This window comes from Nonomuraea sp. NPDC048892, assembly GCF_040649735.1.
Taxonomy (GTDB): domain Bacteria; phylum Actinomycetota; class Actinomycetes; order Streptosporangiales; family Streptosporangiaceae; genus Nonomuraea; species Nonomuraea maheshkhaliensis.
Window position 1 is genome coordinate 72,461 of the sequence record NZ_JBEZFZ010000030.1, and the last position, 24,346, is coordinate 96,806.

Annotated in this window: 20 protein-coding genes and 1 pseudogene; 8 read left to right on the top strand and 13 right to left on the bottom strand. The window is 70.0% G+C overall.

What is annotated here, in order from left to right:
• Positions 1–196: 196 nt before the first annotated feature.
• Both AB0C28_RS48215 and AB0C28_RS48220 read right to left on the bottom strand, forming a co-directional pair.
• The gene (locus tag AB0C28_RS48215; protein WP_358083071.1) at positions 197–2,383 is read right to left on the bottom strand and encodes an AAA family ATPase; all 2,187 of its coding nucleotides are present in this window, start codon (positions 2,381–2,383) and stop codon (positions 197–199) included.
• Positions 2,384–2,543: 160 nt separating this feature from the next.
• Positions 2,544–3,422: pseudogene (locus tag AB0C28_RS48220) on the bottom strand (BTAD domain-containing putative transcriptional regulator); the annotation flags it as partial.
• On the opposite strand from AB0C28_RS48220, the gene AB0C28_RS48225 reads away from it, so the two are divergent.
• Entirely contained in the window at positions 3,370–4,371 is a 1,002-nt protein-coding gene (locus tag AB0C28_RS48225) for a zinc-binding dehydrogenase (protein ID WP_358083034.1), read from the top strand. The pseudogene AB0C28_RS48220 and the gene AB0C28_RS48225 sit on opposite strands and share 53 nt — an antisense overlap.
• A gap of 70 nt (positions 4,372–4,441) precedes the next feature.
• Here AB0C28_RS48225 and AB0C28_RS48230 read toward each other — a convergent pair whose 3' ends face one another.
• The 8 genes from AB0C28_RS48230 to AB0C28_RS48265 form a co-directional block, all read right to left on the bottom strand.
• Positions 4,442–5,143, bottom strand: coding sequence for a hypothetical protein (locus AB0C28_RS48230; RefSeq protein ID WP_358083036.1), 702 nt, complete (start codon positions 5,141–5,143; stop codon positions 4,442–4,444).
• Between the two features lie 77 nt (positions 5,144–5,220).
• Positions 5,221–5,370: a hypothetical protein gene (locus tag AB0C28_RS48235; RefSeq protein ID WP_357849255.1), complete on the bottom strand. Its 150-nt coding sequence runs from the start codon at positions 5,368–5,370 to the stop codon at positions 5,221–5,223.
• Positions 5,371–5,917: 547 nt separating this feature from the next.
• Positions 5,918–9,178 carry a BTAD domain-containing putative transcriptional regulator gene (locus AB0C28_RS48240; protein ID WP_358083039.1) on the bottom strand — a complete coding sequence of 1,087 codons (3,261 nt, stop codon included), beginning with the start codon at positions 9,176–9,178 and terminating at the stop codon, positions 5,918–5,920.
• A 147-nt stretch (positions 9,179–9,325) separates the two neighbouring features.
• A complete protein-coding gene (locus AB0C28_RS48245; RefSeq protein ID WP_358083042.1) occupies positions 9,326–9,769 on the bottom strand; it encodes an SPASM domain-containing protein in 444 nt (147 codons plus the stop codon).
• Positions 9,770–10,034: 265 nt separating this feature from the next.
• On the bottom strand, positions 10,035–10,226 hold the full coding sequence (locus tag AB0C28_RS48250) for a hypothetical protein (protein ID WP_357849246.1): 192 nt from the start codon (positions 10,224–10,226) through the stop codon (positions 10,035–10,037).
• Between the two features lie 151 nt (positions 10,227–10,377).
• On the bottom strand, positions 10,378–11,187 hold the full coding sequence (locus AB0C28_RS48255) for an alpha/beta hydrolase (protein WP_357849242.1): 810 nt from the start codon (positions 11,185–11,187) through the stop codon (positions 10,378–10,380).
• Positions 11,188–11,206: 19 nt separating this feature from the next.
• Entirely contained in the window at positions 11,207–11,776 is a 570-nt protein-coding gene (locus AB0C28_RS48260) for a DJ-1/PfpI family protein (protein ID WP_357849239.1), read from the bottom strand.
• Positions 11,777–11,863: 87 nt separating this feature from the next.
• Positions 11,864–12,607, bottom strand: coding sequence for a GntR family transcriptional regulator (locus tag AB0C28_RS48265; protein WP_346109062.1), 744 nt, complete (start codon positions 12,605–12,607; stop codon positions 11,864–11,866).
• A 434-nt stretch (positions 12,608–13,041) separates the two neighbouring features.
• Here AB0C28_RS48265 and AB0C28_RS48270 point away from each other — a divergent pair, with 434 nt between their 5' ends.
• The 7 genes from AB0C28_RS48270 to AB0C28_RS48300 all read left to right on the top strand — a co-directional run bounded on the left by AB0C28_RS48270 (position 13,042) and on the right by AB0C28_RS48300 (position 21,214).
• Positions 13,042–14,409, top strand: coding sequence for an extracellular solute-binding protein (locus AB0C28_RS48270; RefSeq protein ID WP_358083045.1), 1,368 nt, complete (start codon positions 13,042–13,044; stop codon positions 14,407–14,409).
• Positions 14,406–15,356, top strand: coding sequence for a sugar ABC transporter permease (locus AB0C28_RS48275; RefSeq protein WP_346109045.1), 951 nt, complete (start codon positions 14,406–14,408; stop codon positions 15,354–15,356). The genes AB0C28_RS48270 and AB0C28_RS48275 overlap by 4 nt, the downstream gene beginning before the upstream one ends.
• Positions 15,356–16,267, top strand: a complete 912-nt coding sequence (locus AB0C28_RS48280; RefSeq protein ID WP_346109047.1) for a carbohydrate ABC transporter permease — start codon at positions 15,356–15,358, stop codon at positions 16,265–16,267. Before AB0C28_RS48275 ends, AB0C28_RS48280 begins: the two co-directional genes overlap by 1 nt.
• Complete coding sequence (locus AB0C28_RS48285; protein WP_357849232.1) at positions 16,267–17,334, top strand: ATP-binding cassette domain-containing protein; 1,068 nt, start codon at positions 16,267–16,269, stop codon at positions 17,332–17,334. Before AB0C28_RS48280 ends, AB0C28_RS48285 begins: the two co-directional genes overlap by 1 nt.
• The gene (locus AB0C28_RS48290) at positions 17,334–18,410 is read left to right on the top strand and encodes an ABC transporter ATP-binding protein (RefSeq protein ID WP_357849229.1); all 1,077 of its coding nucleotides are present in this window, start codon (positions 17,334–17,336) and stop codon (positions 18,408–18,410) included. Before AB0C28_RS48285 ends, AB0C28_RS48290 begins: the two co-directional genes overlap by 1 nt.
• 37 nt (positions 18,411–18,447) lie before the next feature.
• Entirely contained in the window at positions 18,448–19,908 is a 1,461-nt protein-coding gene (locus AB0C28_RS48295; protein WP_358083047.1) for an NAD-dependent succinate-semialdehyde dehydrogenase, read from the top strand.
• A 67-nt stretch (positions 19,909–19,975) separates the two neighbouring features.
• Positions 19,976–21,214: an iron-containing alcohol dehydrogenase gene (locus tag AB0C28_RS48300; protein ID WP_357849223.1), complete on the top strand. Its 1,239-nt coding sequence runs from the start codon at positions 19,976–19,978 to the stop codon at positions 21,212–21,214.
• A 36-nt stretch (positions 21,215–21,250) separates the two neighbouring features.
• Here the strand turns inward: AB0C28_RS48300 and AB0C28_RS48305 are convergent, their stop codons facing one another.
• From AB0C28_RS48305 to AB0C28_RS48315, 3 genes are all read right to left on the bottom strand, one after another.
• Complete coding sequence (locus AB0C28_RS48305) at positions 21,251–22,591, bottom strand: cellulose binding domain-containing protein (RefSeq protein WP_357849220.1); 1,341 nt, start codon at positions 22,589–22,591, stop codon at positions 21,251–21,253.
• Between the two features lie 441 nt (positions 22,592–23,032).
• Positions 23,033–24,088 carry a hypothetical protein gene (locus tag AB0C28_RS48310; protein WP_358083050.1) on the bottom strand — a complete coding sequence of 352 codons (1,056 nt, stop codon included), beginning with the start codon at positions 24,086–24,088 and terminating at the stop codon, positions 23,033–23,035.
• A complete protein-coding gene (locus AB0C28_RS48315; RefSeq protein WP_357850245.1) occupies positions 24,085–24,342 on the bottom strand; it encodes an acyl carrier protein in 258 nt (85 codons plus the stop codon). Before AB0C28_RS48315 ends, AB0C28_RS48310 begins: the two co-directional genes overlap by 4 nt.
• Positions 24,343–24,346 lie beyond the last annotated feature (4 nt).

Genomic DNA, 24,346 nt, shown 5'->3' on the forward strand with positions numbered 1-24,346 from the left:
CCTGTGATCAATGCCACATAAATGCCCGATTCTGCTGAACCTGCAGGTCATGCTCTTGATCCAGTTGATCGGACGACTCGGAAGTCAATGCGTCCGAGCAAGTCGATCTTTGTTTTTCCGGTGCTGCGGCAAACCCTTTCCTGCCGCCGCGAGTTTTATTTACCCCTATTCTCCGGACGCCTGTCCTGAGGTCAATTCAAAAACGGGGTGCCTTATTGTTCTGACGACCGGGCGGCTCATCCTCGAGCTCCGCCAGGAACATCTCGGCACGGCGGGCGAACAGATGTGCCTCACGCTCGGCCGACAGCGCGCGGGCTCTTTCTGCCGTGGCCCGGACGACCGCGACGGGCTCGCCGAGAGCCTGCTGCAATCTCGCGCGCAGGAGCAGGAGCAGACCCTCCGGATAGCGCTGGCCATAGGTGTCGAGGCAGCGGTCGGCCAGGTCAAGGGCCGCGGCCGCCAAGACGAAGGAGAAGTCGGGATCCACGGCGATCCCCCGATCGGCCGCGCGCAACGCCCACTCCGGGTCGCCGACGATCACCGCGGTCCGCACGGCGATGGCGGACCAGATCGTGACCGCATAGGGGTCGTCGCCGGCGTCCGCCTTCAGGGTGTCGAACAGTGCCCGCGCCGCATCGACGTCACCGTGCAGCGCGGAGATCTCCGCGAGCATTCCGACCATGAGCGACTGCAGGTCGTGGCGGACCTGGTTGTCCGCACGCCGGGCCTGGTCGCGCAGCATGATCCGATGGGCTTCCGACAGCAGGCGGAAAGCGTCGCCGACATTGCCCAGGTTCCACGGGTGCAGCCCCCAGGCTTCCAGACCGTACGCGTACACGATCGGATTGCTGGAGGCCTTGCCCTGATCGAGCAGCTGCCGCGCCAGCGGACCGCTGCGATCGAATTCGATGCCCTGCTGGTGCACGACCCAGCGGGAGTACAGAAAGTCGGTGGCTTCGACTTCCTGGCCGAGGTCAAGGGCCAGTCGCTCGGCCCGTTCCAGCAGTTCGGGGATGAGGTTGCCGTACATCGAACTCATTCCGAGAACCGCGGTGAGCTGCGACAACGCGGCCAGCTCCAGCTCCGCCAGACCCGCCGTCCGCGCGACCTCCACGGCTTTGCGCAGGTGCCGCTCGGCGGCCTGGAACGCGGACTTGGCCGCCGCGTCGCGGCCGGCGCGCACCATGGCGTGGGCGGTCCGCGCGGAGTCCGCCAGCGGGCCGGCCGCCCACAGGTGGAAGGCGAGCCGCTCGGCGACGGACTCGCCCTCCGCGTTGAAGTGCTCCAGAGCGTCCGCGACGCTCAGATGCAAGCTGGGGGTCCGCCACAGCGGCATGGTCTCGGCGACCGACTCGCGGACCAGGTCGTGCGTGAAACGGAACGCGTACGGATCGCCGGCGGCCGGGCCGAGCAGGCCCAGTGCTTCCAAGGGTTCGAGCCGGTCGAGGCAGGTCGGGAGGTCGAGCCCGGTCGCGCGAGCGAGCAGGGCGAGGCTGACGTCGCGGCCGATGAGCGCGGCGACCTGAAGCAGGCGCCGGGTGCCGTCGTCGAGGCCGGCCATCCGGTCGCGGACGACGTCACGCACCGTCGACGGCACACCCGTCCGGGCCACGGCGTCCTGCGTGAGCACGCCTCCGTCAGCCAGCAGCCGCGACAGTTCCCGGACGAAGAACGGGTTGCCCGCGGTCCGAGCGTGGATGCTGCGCGTGACACCGGGGGCAGGGAACTGGTTGGTCTCGCCGCGGACGACTTCGGCCACCTCGGCGAGGCTGAGCGGGCCGAGGTGGATGCGGCGATGGCCGGGGATCCGGCTCGCGACGGCGAGCAGGCGCGACAGCTGGGTGCCGGGCGCGGGCGCGTGATCGCGGAGTGCGCCGATGACGGCGACGCGGTCCGGTAGCCGGGCCGCCAGATGGCTGAAAAGCCGCAACGACGCGACGTCGGCCCACTGGAGGTCGTCGAACAGGAGCAGGGCCGGCCGCAGCGCCGAGGACTCGCCGACGGCGGCCACGACTCGTTCGAACTGGCGGAACTGGGCGCCGCTGTCCGGCATCGCCGGTGCGGCGGAGCCGTCGCCGTGCGGGTCGGCGAGCCGGCTGAGCTCGGTGGCGAGCCACTTGTCCCGCGCGCCGGCGGGCAGCGCGTTCAGCACCGTGCCGACCGCCTGCATCCACGGCCACATCGAGGGCGTCCCGTCGCCTTCCAGGCAGCGGCCCCACACGACGAGCGCGCCACGCGCCTCCGCCTCGGCTGCGATCTCCTCCAGCAGACGGGTCTTGCCCACCCCCGGCTCGCCGTCGACGACGACGAGCCCGCTGCCGCCGGCGAGCGCCGATTCGGTCGCGTGCCGCAGCACCGCGAGTTCCTGGCTCCGGCCGACCAGGCCCGTGGCGGGCCGCGCCCCGGATGCCGGAGCCGCCGGCCATGACGCGGGCGGTCGCCCGTCGGTTGTCGCGTACGGGCTCGGGCGCCACGGTCTTGTTCAGTACGCGCTGGTGGGCGGCCCGCAGCACGGGGCCGGGATCGATGCCGAGTTCCTCGGCCAGGCGGTTACGGACCGTCTGGTACAGCGACAACGCCTGTACCTGCTGCCCTGCGGCGCCCAGAGTGGAGATGAGGCTCGCGTGCACGGGCTCGTGCAACGGCGACATCGAGGTGGCCAGCTGCAACGGCGTCAGCACGCGTTCCGGCCGGCCCATTGACAGCGCCAGCTCCGCCGCCGCCGTACACGTGGACAGGAACTCGCTGTCGAGCCCGGCGAAGATCGGCACGGCGGCGGGCCCGTAGGCCAGCCCCTCACCCGCGGAGCCCTGCCACAGCCCCATGGCCTCCACGTAGCAGTCGAGTGCCGCCTCCCGCCGCTGCTCCGTGAGGGCTGCCTCGCCGGCTTGGGTGCGCTCACGGAAAACGGCCAGGTCGAGCATGCCGGTTCCGGGCACGAACAGATAGCCGTTGCTTCGGCGCCGCAGGTAGGAGCCGGTCCCGCGAATCGGCAGCGAGGGCTCCAGCAGCCGCCGCAACGCGCCCACGTACTTGTGGATGACGTTGACGGCGCTGGCCGGAGCATCGTCGTCCCAGATCAGATCGACCAGCTCGCCCATGCTGACCAGCCGCCCCTCCCGGGCCAGCAGCAACGCGAGCAGGTAAGCCTGCTGACGGGGACCCGCGTCCAGTTCGACGCCGTCGCGCCAGAGCCGCAGCGGGCCGAGAATCTGCAGCCGCAGCAGGCCGCCGGATGCGGGCTGGGCCGCACCCGTTATCGGCAGGCCGATCCCGCAGGAGCGGGATCGAACTTTCGGCCTCGTCGAAGCATCTTGATGCCGAAACGATCGGCGGCTGGGCCGGCACTGGAAGCGAATGTAGGTGACCATGGCCGAGATGCTCGCAGCCCGGCTGCACATACCCTCCCGCAAGGTCCGCATGGAGGAGGTGCCGGTGCCTGAACCCGGTTTCGGGCAGGCCCGCGTCAAAGTGCGGGCGGCCGGGGTGTGCCTGTCCGACGTGCACCTCACCGACGGGACACTCACGCCCAAGCTGCTGAGCGGCGATGCGGTGACGCTCGGCCACGAGGTGTCCGGCGTCATCGACGCCCTCGGCGCGGGTGTGACCGGCTGGGCGGTGGGCGACCGGGTAGTGCTGCAGGCCGGAGAGCCTGACCGTGGCACCCGCGGTGTGGACTTCGACGGCGGCTACGCCGAGTACGCCTTGGCCTCGGCCCGTTCACTGGTGCCCGTCCCCGCCGGCCTGCCGTTCGAGCAGGCCTGCATCATCCCCGACGCCGTCTCCACCCCTTGGGCGGCCATCACCGCCACCGCGGCCGTCCGGCCCGGCGAGGCGGTGGCGGTCTGGGGCGTCGGCGGGCTCGGCGCGCACGCGGTGCAGCTGCTACGCCTCATCGGCGCGGCGCCGGTGATCGCCGTCGACCCCCTCCCGGCGGCCCGGCTGCGCGGGATCGACGCCGGAGCCGACGCCGTCCTCGACCCGGCGGACCCCCGGCTGCGTGACATCGTCAGCGCGATGACCGGCGGCCTCGGGCTGGACGCCGCCTTCGACTTCGCCGGCGTCGCCCACGCACGCGAGCAGGCCATGCTGCTTCTCGGCCAGGGCGGCCGGTTGATCGTGGCAGGTCTGGCCAACGAGCCGCTGACCGTGCCCAACGACATCGCGCTGGCCTACTTCGGTCAATCCGTACGCGGCCACTACGGCTCCCACCCCGACCACCTGCATCAGCTCATCGGCCTGGCCATGCGCGGCCGGCTCGACCTGACCGGGTCCATCAGCGACGTTCTGCCGCTGGCGGAGGCACCGGTGGCCGTGGACCGGCTGGCCCGTAAGGAGGGCGACCCGGTCCGTCTCATCCTGCGCCCCTGACCAGCGACGGGCCGGGGCCGGCGGGCGGCGGGCTCGAAACCCGAGCACGCCGGCCCGGCCCCAGCACTGATCAGTTACGGATACGGTCGGTCGCAGGGTCGATGCCCGCCTCCCGCAGAGCGGGATAAACAGTGTTAGAACGATCAAGGCCGGTGAGGTCGGCGATGGCCTTGACATTGTGTCTGCCGGCTCGCCACATCGCCACCGCGTACCTGCGCAGCCGCCTCTTGGGGACCTCGCCGGTGGCCTGCTCGGCCTCCAGCGCCGCGTCCAGTTCGGCCAGGGCGTCCCGCCGGCCGGTATCACGTGGATCGTCGCCGTCCTGGACGCGATCGGGAACAGGAGCGTCGTCGCGGTAGGGCGCCAGCCTTCGCACGCGTGCGGCCAGTGACTCCCGCAGGATGTCCGCCACGATGCCGGAGTCTCCGTCGACCCCGGCCAGGATGCGCGTCCAGACGGCGGCCGCGGCCGTACCAGAGGTGTACACGCGCACCGTCTGGCCGACGCCACCTGGTGTCAGGAGCGTCTCCCGCTCAGGCGGAACGGTGTAGCGGTCGACGACCTCCCAGAAAGTCAGGTGGTCCCCGCCGGGATGGTAGACCTGATACCGATACAGGCTGGCCCAGACGCCGCCTTCCCGTACGGTGATCTCCTCCGTGTCCACCCGGACAGCAGCCGCGACGCAGGCCTTGACGCGTGCGTCGAACTGGCGGGCGTTGGCCGCGATGGCGATGCGGCTGGACAGCCGCCGGCCCGCCGTAGGCCTCGTCATGCTTCTCCTCGAGGTTCGGCGAAGGGTAGGGCCTCCCGGCTGGGGGCGGCGCGGGAGGCCCTGGTCATGGACGGCGGTCAGCTCTTGGCGGGCGGCCGGGCATTCTCGTAATCGCCGTGCTGGAAAACCAGCGTGGTCGAGTAGAAGGCCTGCCACTTTCCGAAGTCCTTCGCGCGGGCGCGCAGCATGTTGGCGCCGTCGCCGGTGTAGGCCCGCTCGACCGACACCCATGCCGTAGTCGGCTCCTGCGTAGTCGAGCTCGGCGCTCACGTAGAGACCGGTGCTCATCAGTTGGATGGTGCTGTACGTCGCCTCGTCGCAGACCCTGAACAGCTCCCATTTCTTCGGGTCTTTGTTTCCTGAGGTGCGAGCCCGGAGCATCCCCTTGTAGCGTCCGGGGTAGTTCATTTCGGCGCTGACCATGTTGCCGTGTGTGAATAGATGGGGCCGGTCCGGCATTTACGCCGTGCCGTGGTTCCGCTCTCACCGGCGGCGTCCTGCCGCCTGGCATACTGGACGGATCCGCCGGCCGGAGCGGAGGCGGCGTCCGCCGGGGGCATCGCCGTCATGACGAGCGCCGCCGTCGCGCTCATGCCGAGCGCGCGGAGGAGTTTTCCAGCTATCACGAGTCTTCTTCCCATGGTGTCGGTGATGGCTCGCCGGCCTCGTCGCGGGCCGTGGACGAGAGAGCGGGGGGACGCGTGATCATCCCCCGGCTCTCAAGATGCGCCGACCATGCTGGAAGTTCGATTTCCGAGCCTCAGACCGCGCGACTCATCCGGCGCCGCCGCTCGGCAGACGGTCCAAGGTGGCCAGAAACTCTTCCGCGCGCCGCGCGTACAAGTGGTTGCCGCGTTCGGCGGACAGCTTGCGGCATTGGTCGGCGACCGCCCTGACCTCGGCGACGGGTTTCCCGTTCGCGTGCAGCAGCCGGGCCCGCAGCAGCAGGAGCAGGCCCTCCGCGAAGCCCTCGTTGTAGCGGTCGAGGCAGTCCTCGGCCCGGTCGAGGGCCGCGGCGGCCTGGTCGAGCGCCCCCGCGGTCAGCCACATCTCACAGAGGAGTCCGATGAAGATCGTGATACTCGCGCGCAGCGGATCGAGCAGGTTGGTGGCGATGAGCCGTTCGGCCTCCGCCGCCGCGCCGGCCGGATCCCGGCCGGTCTTGGCCAGCGCCCAGTACCGGACCAGCCGCTGGTAGGTGCCGAGGAACACGAAGGAGAAGTGAGGATCCGCGGCGATCCCGCGTTCCGCCGCGCGCAGGGCCCGGACCGGGTCGCCGATGAACGCCTCCGTCCTCGACGTGTGGGTGGCCCACACGGTGACGGTGAACGGGTCGTCGCCGGCGGCCTCCAGCATCGTGAGCAACGATCGCGCCCCCTCGACGTCCCCGTGCAGCGCGGTCGTCTCCGCGAGCTTTCCGATCATCAGCAGTTTCAGGTCGTACCAGACGGGGTCCTCCTCACGCGGGCCGCCGCGGGTCATCAGGATGCGGCCCGCCTCGCTCAGGCAGCGGAACGCCTCCTCGTTGTCTCCCTCGGTGAACTGCTGCAGTCCCCACGTCTGCAGGCCGTACGCGCGTACGAGCGGATCGGCGGACGCCTCGCCCTGTTCCAGCATCCGCCGCGCCAGCGGCCTGCTGCGATCGCGCTCCAAGCCCTGGGCATGCGCCGCCCAGCGGGAGTAGAGGAAGACGGTGGCGTCGAGTTCCCGGTCAAGGCTCCTGGCCAGGTGCTCGGCTCGTTCCAGCAGATCGACCGTTGAGGTGCCGTACATCGTGAGCATTCCCCTGATCGCGATCAACTGCGACAGGGCGGACAACTCCGGCTCGGCCAGGCTCGCCGCCCGCGCGACCTGCACGGCGGTCCGCAGGTGCCGCTCGGCGGCCTCGAACGCCGACTTGATCGCGGCGCGGCGGCCCGCGCGTACCAGCGCCGCCACGGTCCGGCGCGGATCGGCGAGCGGGCCGGCGGACCACAGATGGTGGGCGACCCGTTCGGCGGCATGGTCGCCGGGCGAGCCGGTGCGCTCGAGCGCGTCGGCGACGCGTAGGTGCAGCCGGGACGTGCGCGACTGCGGGGTCGTCCTGGCGACCGCTTCGCGGACCAGGTCGTGCGAGAAGCGCAGGGAGAACGGATTCCCAGGTGAGGGTTCGAGCAGGCCGAGCGCTTCCACGGGCCCCAGACGGTCAAGCGAGATCTGGACATCGAGATCGGCGACCTCGGCAAGCAGGCGGAGGTCGATGTCGCGGCCGATGATCGCGGCGATCCGCAACAGCCCCCGGGCGCCGTCGTCGAGGCCGGCCATCCGGTCGCGCACCACGTCGAGCACAGTGGACGGCACCCCGGCCCGAGCCGGCGCCTCGTCCTCACCGAGCAGGCCGCCGGTGCTGAGGAGCTGCGACAGTTCGCGGACGAAGAACGGGTTGCCCGCGGTGCGGGCGTGGATCTCGCGGGCGGCCTCCGGGCTGGGCGCCCGGCCGGTCTCCCCGCAGACGAGTTCGGCCACCTCGGCAGGGCTGAGCGGGCCCAGATGGACGCGGCGCCGGCCCGAGACCCGGCTGACCGCGGCGAGCATCCGCGACAACTCAGTGCCCGGCACGGGCGCACGGTCACGCAGTGCTCCGACGACCATTGTGCGGGCCGGCAACCGCGCCGCCAGGTGGCCGAACAACCGCAGCGAGGTGACGTCGGCCCATTGGAGATCGTCGATGACGAGCAGCGTCGGCCGCAGCGCGGAGGCCTCGCCGACGGCGGCCACGACCTGTTCGAACAGCCGGAACTGGGCACGGCCGTCCGGCAGGGCCCGTGCGGTGACGCCCTCGTCACCCGGGTCGAGCAGGCGGCCGAGTTCGGCGGTCAGCCGGTTCTGTCGTACCGCGGCGGGCAGCGCCCCCAGCACCGTGCCGGCCGCCTGCACCCACGGCCACATCGAAGGCGTGCCTTCGCCCTCCATGCAGCGGCCCCACACGACGAGCGCACCACCCGCCTCCGCTTCGGCCGCGAGCTCCTCCAGCAGGCGAGTCTTGCCCACCCCCGGCTCACCGTCGATGATGGCGAGCCCTCTGCCACCGGTCAGCGCCGTCCCGGCCGCCTGCAGCAGCACGGCGAGCTCCGCGGCGCGGCCGACCATGCCCGCAGCGGGCGGCGTGGCGGATGCAGGAGTTCGTTGCCAGGGCGCGGGCGGCCGCCCGGAGGGCTGTCCGTCGGTCATCCGCACCGGCGGGGAAGGGGCGTCGTTCAGTACGCGCTGCTGGGCGGCCCGCAGCACGGGGCCGGGATCGACGCCGAGTTCCTCGGCCAGGCGCTCACGGACCTTCTGATACAACGACAACGCCTGTGCCTGCTGTCCTGCGGCGCCCAGGGTGGTGATCAGGCTCGCCTGTACGGGCTCGTGCAACGGCGACATCGAGGCGGCCAGCCGCAACGGCGGTAGCACGCGCTCAGGCCGGCCGAGCGAGACGGCGAGTTCGGCAGCCGCCGCACACGTGGACAGGAACTCGCCGTCCAGCCCCGCGAAGATCGGCATGGCGGCCGGTCCGTAGGCCAGTCCCTCGCCCGTGGAGCCCTGCCACAATCCCAGCGCCTCCACATAGCAGTCCAGCGCCGCCTCCCGCCGCTGCCGCGCGACGGCCTGGCCGGCGGCTTCGACGGACTCCCGGAAGACGGCCAGATCCAGCGCGCCGGGCCCGGCCGCGAACAGGTAGCCGTTACCGCGGCGCTGAAGGTAGGAGCCGTTGCCGCGGATCGGCAGCGAGGGCTCCAACAGCCGGCGTAGTGCGCCGACGTACTTGTGGATGACGTTGACCGCGCTGGCGGGAGCGTCGTCGTCCCAGATCAGATCGACCAGCTCCGGCGTGCTGATCAGCTGCCCTTCCCTGGCCAGCAGCAGCGCGAGCAGGTAGGCCTGCTGGCGGGGACCCGCGTTGAGTTCCTCATCGCCCCGCCACAGCCGCAACGGCCCGAGAATCTGCAACCGCAGGCCTCCGCCGGCCACCGATGCCGTCTCGCCGCCCGCAGAACGAACTGGCACAGTCACGCCGACCGACCTCCTGGGCTGCTGAAACGGATCGTCACCGTGTGGGCCAGGTCGCACCACTCGTCCTGGGTGAGTGAGTTTATGGCTTCCTTCAAGGCTCCTGGGCCCACGGGACCTCAGGCCCGATCGCGTTCGACGAGCCCGCGATCAGGTGAGCGAAAGGCATCCCGTGCTCGCGCACGGTCCGGCCGGGCGGCGCGCGAGCAGTGCGCCCTTGCCGGCCAGGAGCTCCGGCAGTGACACGTCCCTGATGTTCCCCAACGACGTGTCCCCGCGATGGGCGCAGACCCAGATCTCGCCGTCGGAATTCACGAACACGCCCTCCTGGCCTGTCGTGCACGACCGGATCATGGAGATTCGGCCCGAGATCAGGAAATGCCGCAGTCTCTCGAAATACACCCGGCGCTTGAAAACGCTCGCCGACTCGTCGATGACGCGCAGCAGCTCGGTGCGTTCAGCATGGGTCAAGGTGCTCATGCTCAGCGGATGACGGGACGGCACCGACACCGCGAGCAGCTCGATCTGCCATTTGCGATCCCGCGCCCGGCGTACGAGCTCCTCGGCCTCCCTCCAGTTGAGACTGGTCACCACTCCGCGCCGGCCGCGACCACGGTCTCCACGTCGGCCGACAGCGCGCTCAGGTAGGCGTTCCGCAACGGATCGGCAGCCACGGCAGAGGTCATTCCGTGCGGAAAGTCGACGAAGACCACTTTGACCCCGCGATCCAGCAACCGGTAGAGGGCCTGGAGGTCAGCGCCGGGACGCCCCGGACCGAAAGGGTCGTGTTAAATGAGCACGTCCGCGGCGTAGGCTCGGCCGCCGGCGAGCCGGCGCCCGCCGCGCCCTTCGATCTTGGTCACCTGGAGGGTGTTCCGCGGGCCGGCACAGCTCTCGACCAGGACGGGAGACTCCGGCCGGAGTCCGAGGTCGGCAGCAGGCCGGAGTCGACTCCGATCAGGCGCAGCCAGCCGGTGGCCATCGCGAGGTAGAACGAGCCCTTGTCCCTGACGAGCCAACTGGCATGCGTACGTGCCGCTCTCGCGTTCATGGCAGCGCCACCCTGGTCGGGAGATGCAGTCGCGGCTGCGAGGAGGGCTGAACGTTCCGCCGGAACGACTCAGGACCGCATGGGCCTCAGGGCTGGTCCCCGATGGGGGCCGCGCGCGGGATGGCGTCGCGCCTTGCGACTGCCGCCGATATCACCGGTCGAGGAAGCACGACAGGAGTCGCCTGAAGTCGTGCGGGTGCTCAAGCGATGGCACGTGCCCGCATCGGCCGAGGACGTGCAGGCGGACGTCGGCCAGGTGTTCGAGCAGGGGCAGGGCTGCCGTCCCGAGCGGGGTGACGCGGTCGTCGGCGCCGTGGACGAGCAGCACGGGTGCGCGGATTCCCGCCAGCGTCCGTGCCGAGAGGGTGAGGTCGTCGGCCCAGCGTGCCCTGGGTGGAGGGAACAGCGACGCGTATGCGGCCGCCCCCGCGCGCATCGCGGCCGCGCGGGCGGCGACGGCCGACTCGGTCACGAGCGCCTGGTCGAGGACGAGGCGGCTCAGCATGTCCCGTGCCCCGAGCGGGCCGGGGGCGGCGGCCCAGATCGCGTCGAGGTCGGCGGACAGCGGCGCCCCGGGGGCGCCCATCGTCGAGACCGCCACGACCCGGGTGACCTGCTGGGGGCGCGCGGCCGCCAGCGCCAGTGCCACGGCGCCGCCCATGGAGTGGCCCACCACGGCGTAGTGCTCGGCACCGAGAGCATCCATCAGGCCGGCGGCTTGTTCCGTCCACAGCCGGAGCCCGCCTCTGGAGCCCGCCGGGATCGGGGTACGGCCGAACCCCGCCTGGTCAGGAGCCACCAGGTGCCAGGACGTGCTCAGCGCCTGGGCCGTCGTCGCCCAGGCGCCGGATCCGGTCGTACCGGGTCCGGAGCCGTGCAGCATCAGCACCGCGGGCCCGGTGCCGCTCTCCAGGACGTGGACGGGGGAGCCGCCGATGGTGACGGTCCGAACTGCCGTCACCGGGACGGGCCGGGCGTGCTCATGCCGATGCGGAGTTGACGGACTTCGAGAAGACCTCCATCATCGCCCTGCCGAACTGCGGCATGTCGGGCCACCCCCGGCAGGAGACGAGGTTGCCGTCCACGACGTCGGGAGCGTCGATGACCGTCGCGCCCGCGTTCTCCATGTCACCGGTGATCGGCGGGAAGCACGCCGTCTTCCGCCCTTTCAGCAGCCCGTACACCGCCGGCACCTGCGCGCCGTGGCACACCAGCGCGATCGGGAGGTTGCGCGCGAAGAAGTGCTCGGTGATGCGCCTGACGTCGGCGTCGACCCGGATCCACTCGGGAGCGCGTCCCCCGGGGATGATGAGGGCGTCATAGCGCTCGACGTCGACCTCGGCCCAGGGCACGTCCACCGGCAGCTTCCGGCCGTTCTTCTCCACGTAGGCGTCGGAGTCGGGGTCGAACTCGTGGATGACCAGCTGAACGTCACGCATCGTCCGTGACGAGACGTCGACGTCCCAGCCGCCCTCCTGCACGCGATAGTAGGGATACATGGTGTCGAGCTCCTCGGCGGCGTCGCCGGTCAGGAGCAGCGCTCGGGGCACCTGCTTCTCCTCGCATCTGGGGCGGGTGAGGTGGATCCAATCCGATCTGATCGGATTGAGTTAGCATTTCTCGACCCAGCCCGCTCGTCAAGCCTCCGCCGCCATTCCGCTCGCGCCCTCGGCCTCGTCGAACAATCGCCGGAACCGCTCGCCGGACAGCAGGATGTGCCGGCGCATGGCGTAGGCGGCGGCGTCGGGGTCGCGCGCGGCGATCGCGGCCAGAACCTCCTCGTGCTCGGCCATGGCCAGGTGGGTGACCTGGGCGTCGCGGTGCAGCCGGAACAGGTGCACGTGCGTGTGCAGGCGGGCGAGCGCTTCGCGGATGACCTGGTTCTCCGCGCTCAGGGCGACGAGATCGTGAAAAGCGGCGTCGCGCAGCCCGAAGGCGCCATAGGCCATGGGGCCCTTGCCCCCCTCCAACTCCACCATGTCCTCCAGCATCCGCCGCATGCCGGCCACCTGGTCCGAGGACGCGCGTTCGGCGGATCTGCGCGCCGCCGCCGGTTCGAGGAGCAGGCGGACCTCCAGCATGTCCTCGAAGCGGTGCCGGGTGATCTGGGGGGGAATGTGATAGCCGGCATGGGGCACCCGCACGACCAGGCCCTCGGCCTCCATGCGGTTCAGAGCGTCTCGGATCGGCGTCTGCGAGACCCCCAGCTCCCGCGCCAGGACATCGATCGTGACGCGGGAACCGGGCTCGATCCGGAGCGACATCATCTGTCCGAGCAGCGTGTCGTACACCTCGTCGGCGAGCCGGCCGCGAGATCTCGGCGGCGGCGTTCCGTCCGTCATGGCCTCACGGCGCCGCGCGATCACCGCTTCGTCGTCCATCGTCACGTGAGGTCCTTTCTTGCGTCTCCGGGAACCTGTTGACATCGGTCGCCATACTGCGGGATGTTGACGCTCCCCACCGGATCGTATAGGAAAGGTGGCGGATGCCAGCCATCCTCACCTATCGGGGAACCGTCCGCCATCGCTCCGCTTCGATCAGTTGGAGCTTCCATGAGCATGCTCGACGTCCTGCTCGGTTCGCCACCGGACCGTACAAGGACCGAATTCCCGACTGCTTGAAGCCCCACCACGTCGCGGCGCATGCGTGACTCCGGTCCGCGGGTCAGCCCTGCGCCGGCCGGTGACACGCCCGAACAACCCAGTAACCGCTCGGCGAAGCACGCAGCAAGGCTCCAGAAGTCCCCGCCCAGAAAGCAGGCGAGAAGATGCGGTATCCCCGACGAAGAGGACGACTGTCCGTTCCAGGGCGAAAAGTGCGGCTGGCGACGGCGGCCATGGTGGTGGCCACGACCATGGCGGCCTGCGGCGGCCAGAACGACAGCGCCCCCAAGGCGCCGGCGACCATTCCGGAACTCACCAAGGATCCGCTGACCCTCAGCTTCATCTGGTTCGACTGGCCCCCCGCCCACGCGCTGGAAACCTTCGCCAACGCGGAGTACACCAAGCTGCGGCCGAACGTGACCATCAAGGTCAAGACCGTGCCGAACGCGAACTGGCACGACGCGATGTTCACCCAGTTCGCCGCGCACAAGACCGACTTCGACATCCCGATCCTGGACTCGCAACACATCGGCGAGGCCGTGACGAACGGCAACATCCTCGACATCACCGACTTCGTCAAGAAGAACATCGACGTCAAGGCCTACAACCCGTACCTCCTGGCGGCCTACGGCCAGTTCCCCCAGGCGGAGACCGGCAAGCGCGACGAGAACGCCAGCCTGTACGGACTGCCGCTGCTCGGCGACACCTGGACGATGATCTACCGCAAGGACCTGATCGGCGACAAGCCACCGCAGACCTGGGACGAGATGATCTCGGTCGCCGAGAAGTGCCAGGCGGACAACCCCGGCGTCAGCGGGCTGGCCTTCCACCAGGCCAACGGCTCCGACGCCGCGGCCGTCACCTACAACACGGTCAACGGCGTCTACGGCGGCAACCTCTGGAACCCGAAGACGCGCAAGATCAACGGCGTCCTCAACGACGCCGCGGGCCAGGAGGCGATGGACGTCCTGGTCAACAAGATGAAGCCGCTGACCGCCAAGGGCTCAGGCAACTGGTTCATCGACGAGGTGAACGCGGCTGTCGCCCAGGGCAAGGCCTGCATCGCGTTCAACTGGATCGCCGCGAGCGGCGGCCTGCTCGACCCGAAGCAGTCGACGCTCGGCACCACACGGGAGCAGATTCTCGGCAAGCTGGGTTTCGCCACCCTGCCGAGCCAGAAGACGAACCTGGTGCCTCTCGGCGGCATGGGGATGCACGTGTCGGCCTATTCCCCCGAGGCGAACCAGGCCGAGGCCCTGAGCTTCATGAAGTGGTTCGAGCAGGCCGACATCCAGAAGAAGTGGGCCGCGGCCGGTGGCGTGCCCTCGCGTACGGACGCCCTGGAGTCGCCCGAGTTCCTCGACGCCGCGCCGTTCAACCAGGTGTACACCGACTCGGTGCCGCGGATGCGGGACATGTGGAACGTGCCCGAGTACGCGCGCCTCGTCGACATCGAGAACACCAACGTGAACGCGGCTCTCAACGGCGCGAAGACACCGAAGGAGGCGCTCGACGACATCGCCAAGGAGCAGCAGAGCGTGCTCGACGCCGCCGGAGGCAAGGGCGGCGGCGGACTGTGAGTGACTCCGCCCCCCTGACGACCGACCAGCCCGGGCGGGTGGCGTCCGCGACGCCGCCCGCACCGGGCCGGTCCCGCCGCCTGAGCGACCGCGGGCTCGCCGTGGCCTTCACCTCGCCCGCGCTGCTGCTGTTGCTCGCCATGTCGGTGTTCCCGTTGCTGTGGGCGGTGTACCTGTCCTTCACCGACTACTCGGCCACCCGCGGGGGGCCGGCCCAGTTCGTCGGGTTCGGGAACTACACCGCCATCCTGGCTTCTGAGCAGGTTCACCTGAGGGCCTTGACGACGTTGGTCTACGTGGTCGGCGCGGTCACCCTGCAGACCGTGCTCGGTTTCGCCATCGCCTACCTGATCTCACGGCGCACGCGCGGGCGAGGGCTGCTGACCACGCTGTTCCTGGTGCCGATGATGCTGTCACCGGTCGTGGTGGGGCTGTTCTGGAGGTTCATGCTCGACGCGCAGTTCGGCGTGGTCAACAGCATGCTCGGCTCGATCGGCCTGGGGCAGGTGGAGTGGCTCACCGGGCAGCGAACGGCACTGATCTCCCTGATCCTGGTCGACACCTGGCAGTGGACGCCGTTCATCATGCTCATCGCACTCGCGGGCCTCACCGCGGTTCCCCGGTACCTGTACGAGGCCGCCTCGATCGATCGGGCGTCCGAGTGGTTCCGGTTCCGCACCATCACGCTTCCCCTGGTGTGGCCACTGCTCCTCATCGCCGTGCTGTTCAGGGCCATCGAGGCCTTCCGGCTGTTCGACCTGGTCTACATCCTCACCAGCGGAGGTCCGGGGGTCTCCACCGAGACGTTGTCGTTCCACGTCTACAAGGTCGCGTTCCTGGGCTTCAACACCGGGACCGCCTCGGCGTACGGGATCCTGATGATCCTCGTCGTCATCATCCTCACGCAGCTCTACCTGCGCTACCTGAACAAGCTCAAGGAGGATTGATGGCCGTCTCCGTCGACGAGGCCGTGTCCACACGGCCCGCCCGGGATCGGAGGTCCCCCACGCGCCGCTTCGGCGGCCGGGGCCGCTCCGCGCTGGAGGTCGCGCTGCTGACCGTGCTGGCCGCCGTGATGCTCTTTCCGGTGCTGTGGATGATCGAGACGTCCATCAAGGAGAACCGGGACGTCTACGCCATCCCGGCCAAGTTCTTCGACTTCAAGGTCACCATGGACCATTACAAGGACGTGTTCGTCGCCTCCGGCAGCGGTCGTTCGACCCTGTCCGTCGCGTTTCTCAACTCCGTCGTGGTCGCCGGGGCCTCCACGGCGCTGGCCACCGTGCTGGGGGTGCCGGCGGCCTGGGCCTACTCGCGCTTCGCGATGAAGGCCAAGAAGGACCAGCTGTTCTTCATCCTGTCCACCCGCTTCATGCCGCCCGTGGTGGTCGTGATCCCGATCTTCCTCATGTACCGCCAGGTCGGGCTCATCGACAGCAAGCTCGGCCTGATCCTCATCTACGCCGCGTTCAACGTCCCGTTCACGATCTGGATGATGAAGGGGTTCGTCGACGAGGTGCCCGCGGAGTACGAGGACGCCGCCATGCTCGACGGCTACACCCGCTTGCAGGCGTTCTGGCGATACACCTTGCCCCTGCTGCTGCCCGGCATCGCCGCGACGGCGGTCTTCGCGCTCATCTTCTCGTGGAACGAGTTCGTGTTCGCCATCTTCCTCACCTCCAGCGACAGCGTGCGGACGGCCCCGCCCGCCATCGCCGGCCTCATCGGCGGAACCACCGTGGACTGGGGTCTGGTGGCCGCCGCCTCTGTGGTGTTCGCCCTGCCGGTGCTCGTCTTCGCCTATCTGGTGCGCAAGCACCTCGTCGCCGGTGTGACGCTCGGGGCGGTGCGACGCTGATGGCCGGCATCGAGGTGAGCGCCCTGCACAAGCGCTACCCGGACGGGACGGTCGCGGTCGATCACGTGGACCTGTCCATCCGCGACGGTGAGCTGTTCGTGATGCTCGGCCCTTCGGGTTGCGGCAAGACGACCACACTGCGGGCCGTAGCCGGCCTGGAGCGGCAGACGACAGGCGACATCCGCATCGGCGACACGCTGGTCAACGACCTGCCGCCGGCCGAGCGCGACATCGCCATGGTGTTCCAGTTCTACGCGCTCTACCCGCATCTGCGAACCCGCGACAACCTGGCCTTCCCGCTGCGGGCCGAGGGACTGCCCAAGGCGGAGGTGCACGAGCGGGTCGACGAGGCCGCCCGGCTGATGCGGCTCGGTCCGCTCTTGGACCGGCGGCCGCGCCGGCTGTCCGGCGGGGAGCAGCAGCGCGTCGCGCTCGCCCGCGCGCTGGTGCGACGGCCGCGCGCGTTCCTCATGGACGAACCGCTCACCAATCTGGACGCGGAGCTGAGAGCGGACATGCGCACGGAGATCAAGCACCTGCAGGGGGAACTGGGGACGACGATGGTCTACGTCACCCACGACCAGGTCGAGGCCATGTCGCTCGGCCACAGGATCGCCATACTCAACAAGGGCCGCGTCGAGCAGATCGGCACGCCGCTGGAGGTCTACGACCGTCCGGCGAGTCTCTTCTGCGCCGCGTTCATCGGCTCTCCGCCGATGAACCTGATCGAGGTGGAGGTGGCCGACGGGAAGCTGCGCGGTCAGGGCGGACTGGTCCTCACGCCACCGCCGGGCCTGCCGCGCGACCGTCGCCTGGTCGCGGGCGTCCGGCCGGAGGCGCTGGAAGTCACCGAACCACAGGCGGAACGTTCGGTCCCGGCCCGCGTGGTCTCGGCGGAGTGGCTCGGCGACGAGATCATCTACGTGGTCGACCACGGCGGACAGAGGGACGTACGGGTGCGGATGCCGCCGACCGTCCGTTTCGCCGCTGACGCACCGGTCGGGCTGCGGCACACCGGCGGGACTCCGGCGGTCTACGACGTGCACACGGAAGAGCTGGTGGCCTGATGGGAACCGTGGCGGTGCGCGGGCTGCGCAAGTCCTTCGGCAAGGTCCAGGCCCTGGACGGGGTGACGCTGGACGTTCCGGACGGATCGTTCTTTGTCGTGCTCGGACCCTCCGGGGCGGGCAAGACGACGACCCTGCGCGCGATCGCCGGCCTGGACAAGCTCGACGCCGGGTCGGTGCATCTGGACGGGAGGGACGCGACCGGTGACGCCCCGGCCGCACGCGACCTGGCCATGGTCTTCCAGAACTACGCCCTCTACCCGCGGCACACGGCGTACGAGAACATCGCTTCGCCGCTGCGGGCACGCCGCTGTTCCGCGAGCGAGATCGCCGCCGCCGTCGAGCGGATCTCGAGCCTGCTGCACATCGAACGGCTGCTGCAGCGTCGTCCGGCGCAGTTGTCGGGCGGCGAGATGCAGCGGGTCGCCCTGGCCCGGGCGCTGGTACGTCACCCACGCGCGTTCCTCATGGACGAGCCGCTGACGAACCTCGATCTCAAGCTCCGGGTCGAGATGCGCACCGAGCTCACCCGCATCCACCGCAGCCTCGGAGCGACCTTCGTCTACGTCACCAACGACCAGGTTGAGGCCCTGTCCATGGCCGACCAGGTCGCGGTGCTCAAGGAGGGAAAGGTGCAGCAGACCGGAACGCCGGCCGAAGTGTACGAGCGTCCGGCCAACCAGTGGGTCGCGGGATTCGTTGGGAGCCCGCCGATCAGCCTGCTCGCCTGCCACGCCGAGGGAGATCGTCTGGTCGGGGCGGAAGGCTGGACGCTGCCGCGGCCCCGCTGGACCACGGCCGAGGACGGTCGCCCGCTGCTGCTGGGCGTGCGCGCGGAGGACCTGTCCGTCGAGCGGCGGGGGGACGCGTCGTTGCCGGGTGAGCTCTACGGCCTTGAGCCGCTCGGTGACCGGACGGTGGTCGACGTCCGGGTGGGGACGGAGATCCTCAAGGTCAAGGCACGGACCACCGTCACCGGTACGCCGGGCGAGCGGCTGCTCGTCACGGTCGACCTGGACCGTGCGCACCTGTTCGATGCGGGCACCGGGCTGGCGCTGTCCGAAGCCGGAAGGTGATCGGTGGCGCATCGAGAACTGCACAGGAGGCGGCGCGATGAGTGACCCGATGAACGTCCTGGCCCCCGAGCACCGGCGGCTGCGGATCGGCGACGCCTGGCGCGACGCCGCCGGCGGAGCCACCTTCGCCGTCGAGGACCCGGCCACCGGCAAGACCATCGCCGAGGTGGCGGACGCCGGCGTCGCGGACGGGCTCGCCGCCCTGGACGCGGCGAGCGCGGCGATGGCGGAGTGGGCGGCGACCCCGCCGCGACAACGGTCGGAGTTGCTGACCGCGACGTACCGGGCACTGATCGGGCGATCCGAGGAGGTCGCCCGGCTGATCACGCTTGAGATGGGCAAGCCGCTCGCCGAGGCCAGGGGAGAGGTGGCCTACGGCGCCGAGTTCTTCCGCTGGTTCGCCGAGGAGGCGGTGCGTGTCGAGGGACGCTACAACACGGCTCCCGCCGGCGGATATCGCATCCTCACCGTACCGAAGCCGGTCGGACCGTGCGTCTTCGTGACGCCCTGGAACTTTCCGCTGGCCATGGGTGCCCGCAAGATCGCTCCCGCGCTGGCGGCGGGCTGCACGACGATCACCAAGCCGGCCGCCCAGACGCCACTCACCATGCTGTTCCTGGCCCGCATCATGGAGGAGGCCGGCGTTCCCCCGGGGGTCGTCAACGTCGTGACCACCGAGCGGGCCGGCGAGGTGGTCTCAGCGCTGCTGGCCGACCGCCGGATCCGCAAGCTGTCGTTCACCGGGTCGACCGAGGTCGGGCGGCTGCTGCTGCGACAGGCGGCGGACAACGTGCTGCGCACCTCCATGGAACTGGGCGGCAACGCGGCCCTGATCGTGTGTGCCGACGCGGACCTGGACGTCGCGCTCGACGGCGCCATGGTGGCCAAGATGCGCAACATCGGGGAGTCCTGCATCGCGGCCAACCGGATCTACGTCGAGGAGCCGGTGCGCGAGGAGTTCACGGCGCGCTTCACCGAGCGGATGGGCGCGCTCTCGGTGGGTCACGGTCTCGACGACGGCGTGGACGTCGGGGCGTTGATCGACGAGGCGGCGGTCACCAAGCTCGACGAGCTCGTCGCCGACGCGGTCGATCGCGGCGCCCGTGTCCTGGTGGGCGGCGAGCGTCCGGACGGGCCGGGCCACTTCTACCCGCCCACGGTCCTCGTCGACGTGCCCGAAGACGCCCGGATGCTGCGGACGGAGATCTTCGGCCCGGTGGCGCCGATCATCTCGTTCACGTCCGACGACGAGGTGATGGCGCAGGCCAACGACACCGAGCACGGCCTGGCCGGATACGTCTTCACCCGTGACCTCCGGCGGGCGCTCCTGTTCGCCGAGGGGCTGGAGACGGGGATGGTCGGCGTCAACCGTGGCCTGATCTCGGACCCGTCGGCTCCGTTCGGAGGCGTGAATCAGTCCGGGATCGGCAAGGAGGGGTCGCACGAGGGCATCCTCGAGTACCTCGACGTCACCTACGCGGCGATCGACCTGCCGTGACCGGCACGGATCCGCCGGAACCCGGGGGTCCAGCACATCACCGCCGACGTTCCAGAGAGGCACCGACATGCTTGAGACCGTCCGCGGACCACGCCAGCTGATCGTGGGCGAAGGGGTCGCGCAGAACATTCCACGCGTGGTGGCCGAGTGCGGCTCGCGCGTCCTCATCGTGACCGACCGGGTTCTTCTGGGGCAGCCGGGCGTGGCCGAGATCGTGGCCGCCGTACGGGAGAAGGTCGAAGCCGTCGAGGTGTTCGCCGACGCGACTCCGGACGTGCCGCTCACCGACGTCGCCCTGGCCGTCTCGGCCGCCGCAGAGGTGGACGCCGACGTCATCCTCGCCATCGGAGGCGGCACGGTGATCGACCTCGCCAAGATCGTCGGCGTCATCCGATGCCACGGTGGGACGCCGCGCGACTTCTACGGCGAGTCGAAGGTGCCGGGGCCGACGATTCCTCTCGTCGCGATCCCGACGACGTCGGGCACCGGCTCCGAGCTCACGCCCGTCTCGGTGCTGACCGACCCGGACCGCGAGCTGAAGGTGGGGGTCTCCAGCGTCCACATCGTGCCCGACTTCGCCATCGTCGACCCCGAGCTCACCTACACTTGCCCGGCGACCGTCACCGCCCACTCCGGCATCGACGCGTTCTGCCACGCGGTGGAGAGCTACACCGCGCGGCCCCGGCCCCACGGACCGCGCGATCCGGTGGAGCAGGTCTTCCTCGGCCGCAACCCGATCACCGATCACTACGCGCTCCTGGCCGCGGAGCGGATCGCCCGCAGCCTGCCCCAGGTCGTCAGGGACGGAGGCGACAAGGACGCGCGCGCGGACATGTCCTACGGGTCCATGCTGGCCGGGCTCGCCTTCGCCCACGCGGGCAACGCGGCTCCGCACGCCCTCCAGTACCCCATCGGCGCAGCCACCCACACACCGCACGGCCTGGGCGTCGGGCTGCTGCTGCCCTACGCGCTGGACGCGGCCAGGGACGCCATCGGTGACCGGCTGGCCATCCTGGCCGGGGTGTGCGGGCTCGACGTGACCGGCGCCTCGGAGGCCGAGGCCGCGGAGACGTTCCTCACCTGGCTCGACGGGCTCCTCGCCGGCATCGGCATCCCTCCTACCTTGGCGGACATCGGCGTGGCACGCGCCGACCTCCCGCGCTTCGCGGAGATGGCCGGAGGTGTCACCCGCCTGATCCAGAACCATCCGGGCCCGACCGACACCGCCAGCCTGACCGCGATCCTCGAAGCGGCCTGGCTCGGGGACCGGACCCGGCACGTCCTGACTCCGGAGCAGAGATGGTGAGGGCCTTTCCCATATCGGAAATCGTCTGGATGTCGTTCACGGGCTGGTGCAGGCGTATCCGGACGGCAGGGCCGTGTCGCCGCCGGGACGGCCGGCCTGGAAGCCGAGGCTGGTGGTGCCGGCTCCGGGGGCCAGCGTGCCGTTGAAGCTCATGCTCCTGGCCGTGACGGTCTGCCCGCTGGTGGTGACGGTGGCGTTCCACGAGCCGGTCAGCGTGTGCCCGGCCGGGAGCGTGAAGGTGACCGTCCAACCGTTGATCGTCGAGGTACTGGTGTTGGTGACCGTCAGCGGCTGGATCACGTACCCGGTACCCCACTGGGTCTGCACGGTCGGCGTGGCTGTGCAGGCTCCGGTGGTGCCGCCGCCGCTGGTGGTGACCTGGACGGTGTCGGACACCGGCGAGAGGTTGCCGGCGGCGTCCCGCGCGCGGACCTGGTAACGGTAGGTGGTGCTCGGTGTCAGGCCCGTGTCGCTGAACGAGGTCGTGGCCGAGGTGCCGGCCTGGGCGAAGGTGCCGCCGGTGGCTCCGGGTGCGCGCAGGATGTCATAGCCGCTCACCCCGACGTCGTCGGTGGAGGCGGTCCAGGACAGGTTGGTGCCGCCGGCGGTGGTGCCGGAGGCCGTCAGCCCGGCAGGGGCGGTGGGTGGTGTGGTGTCGTTCGTGCCCCCCTGGAACTGGTTGAAGAAGTTCCACACCACTGCCTTGGTCCAGGTCCGTGCGCCGTCGTCGGCGGTGGACCCGTCCACGGGGCCGGGGGTATGACCCCCGTCGAACGCCGCCCATACGACCGGGTACCCGGCTCGGCATCCCGAGTAGGCGGTGACGATGTGACTCAGGCTGCCCTGTGCCGGCTCGGGAGGGTTCTGGGAAGTGCAACCGTTGTTCCTGGCGAACGTGTCGCGCAGGGACCGGCCCAGCGAGATGTTGAGCACGTCGTCCCTGAGACCGTGCAGCCCGAGGTAGGCGATGGGCTGGGTGCCGCCGGCGCAGCCGCTGAGCTGCGCGCCGGAGTAGACGGCGACCGCGCGGAAGACCGTCGCCCGGGCGCAGGCCAGGGCGTAGCTCATGCCGCCGCCGTAGCTGAAACCTCCGGCGAACCGCTGCGTGGTGTCGACACACAGGTCTGCTTCGATCAGCCTGATCAGGTCGTCGACGAAGGTCAGGTCTTCGCCGCCGGAATTGGCCCAGCCGTTGTTCAGGCCCTGGGGGGCGACGAAGATCGCGGTGTTGTTCGCCAGTTGCCTGAGCCCGTAGTAAGACCAGGTGAATCCGCTGGTCCCGCCCGAGTCGACGTCGTTGGCGGTGCCCCCTCTCCAGTGGAACCCGAAGATCAACTGGTAGGGATTGTCGTTGCGGTAGTTGTCGGGAATTCTCAAGATGAAGGAGCGAGTCCGGCCACCGCTCTGCATCGACTGCGTGCCGCTTCTGAGCGTCGGAGTCTTTCCACAGCCCTGCGTCGGTGCGGCGACGCTCGCTCCGCGTGACGTGGTCGCGCTGCTGCTCAGCGCCGCACCACCGGTGGCCGTCACGAGAAGCGCCGTGACCGCGACAGCGGCGAAGATGGATCTACCCCGTAACATCACTCACCTGCCTGTCCTCCGTCATGGTGGTGGTGCGACGGAGCAAATCCGAGGCGGCCAGGTGCCGTCAAGGCGCGGCCCGCTCTCCGCCCCGGACAAGCGGCGGCCCATGCCCCTCTTGCTGGCAGGTTTCGCGGCGTTCACCCGGAAACAAACTGAAAGTTTCAGGCCGACGAGCGGTGCCGGCGCCAGGGGCACCACGGCGAGAACGCCCGGGTCGCCGACGTGCCGGGTGATCTACGTGGTGGCCAGCTCCCGTGCGTAGTCGCGGGGCCGGTCCCGCAGGTCGAGCAGGCGCCGGTGCATCCGCGCGAGCGGCTCCAGCGAGAAGCCGGTGTCCCGCCACGTCTCGAACGTGATGCCGATCCCCAGATCAACGCAGAACCGCACGTTGCGATCCTCGTGCTCGCCGTACCCCTCCAGGCCGATGATCGGCGTCGCCGCGGTGAACGCGTCGAGGATCGTGCCTCCGCCCAGCTTGGCCATAACCGCCACGGCGTGCCTGGTCAGGTCGAGTGCCTGGTGGTGGTCCTCGGCCTGCTCATATACGGGCGGCGCTGCGGCGACGATCTCGCCGAAGGGAGGGAAGCCGTCGTCGTGCCAGGGGTTCCAGGAGGGGTCCATCATGAAGCGGCGCGACCCGGGAGCCAGGTCGGGGGCCTCGCCGGCGTCGCGCACCACGAGGTCGAGCGGCAGTCCCGCGGCGCTCAGCTCCGCGGCCCGCTCCAGGTACGTGCCCATCGACCAGCCGCCGCCGTGCGCCATGACGCGCCTGTCCCGATCCTCCCAGCGCAGCGGCGGCTCGGTGGTGGCCCTGATCGTCCAGGGGATGTCGTTGCCGGCGGAGTCGAACAGCCACACCTCCCGATGCCTGTCCAGCGACCCGGCCCGGCGGGCGAAGGACGGCGAGTTGGCCGAGTCGGCGTGGCACACGTCAACGGGCACCGCCCCGAACTCCTCCGCGTAACGCTCCACGACGGGCAGCCAGAGACCGCTGAAGACGACGAAACGGCGGACCTCGTCGTCATGCCAGCGCTTCTGCACCGATGCGATCAGCATCGGGTCGAAGGCGTCCGACAGGTTGCGGAAGAGGCGCTGGCCGACCCGGGCGAGACGGAAGTCGCGCTGGTACGCCTCCTTGCTGGCGGAGATCCTTTCGCGCCGTTCGGGCTGCCAGAACGCCTCCGCCAGGAAGACCTCGCCGGGTGCCCCGAGCTCCTTCAGTCGTCGCCTGAGCAGCAGGCCGGTGACGTGGGCGCCCAGCCCCGGGCCGCCGGTCAGAATCGCGATCATGCCAGGGCGTTGACGTGCGACAGGACGAAACCGCAGAAGGCACGGATGGAGTAGAGCCCCTCGATGTCCAGCCGGTCGAAGTCGAGCTCCACGTCGAACCTCTCCTCGACCATGAACAGGAAGCTGATCAACTGGATGGAGTCCATGCCCAGCTCGCGGATGATGTCCGCGTCGTCGCCGAGCTCCTCCGCGGTCCAGTCGTCGCCCAGGGCCTCGGCCAGCATCGACTTGATCTGCGGCAGGAGGTCGTCCATCTCG

What these genes read in the sequence shown, in the direction of transcription:
- AB0C28_RS48225 (WP_358083034.1), top strand. Translation starts at nt 3,370, where the DNA reads ATGGCCGAGATGCTCGCAGCCCGGCTGCACATACCCTCCCGCAAGGTC.
- AB0C28_RS48230 (WP_358083036.1), bottom strand. Translation starts at nt 5,143, where the DNA reads ATGACGAGGCCTACGGCGGGCCGGCGGCTGTCCAGCCGCATCGCCATC.
- AB0C28_RS48250 (WP_357849246.1), bottom strand. Translation starts at nt 10,226, where the DNA reads ATGAACGCGAGAGCGGCACGTACGCATGCCAGTTGGCTCGTCAGGGAC.
- AB0C28_RS48265 (WP_346109062.1), bottom strand. Translation starts at nt 12,607, where the DNA reads ATGGACGACGAAGCGGTGATCGCGCGGCGCCGTGAGGCCATGACGGAC.
- AB0C28_RS48280 (WP_346109047.1), top strand. Translation starts at nt 15,356, where the DNA reads ATGGCCGTCTCCGTCGACGAGGCCGTGTCCACACGGCCCGCCCGGGAT.
- AB0C28_RS48285 (WP_357849232.1), top strand. Translation starts at nt 16,267, where the DNA reads ATGGCCGGCATCGAGGTGAGCGCCCTGCACAAGCGCTACCCGGACGGG.
- AB0C28_RS48290 (WP_357849229.1), top strand. Translation starts at nt 17,334, where the DNA reads ATGGGAACCGTGGCGGTGCGCGGGCTGCGCAAGTCCTTCGGCAAGGTC.
- AB0C28_RS48295 (WP_358083047.1), top strand. Translation starts at nt 18,448, where the DNA reads ATGAGTGACCCGATGAACGTCCTGGCCCCCGAGCACCGGCGGCTGCGG.
- AB0C28_RS48300 (WP_357849223.1), top strand. Translation starts at nt 19,976, where the DNA reads ATGCTTGAGACCGTCCGCGGACCACGCCAGCTGATCGTGGGCGAAGGG.
- AB0C28_RS48310 (WP_358083050.1), bottom strand. Translation starts at nt 24,088, where the DNA reads ATGATCGCGATTCTGACCGGCGGCCCGGGGCTGGGCGCCCACGTCACC.
- AB0C28_RS48315 (WP_357850245.1), bottom strand. Translation starts at nt 24,342, where the DNA reads ATGGACGACCTCCTGCCGCAGATCAAGTCGATGCTGGCCGAGGCCCTG.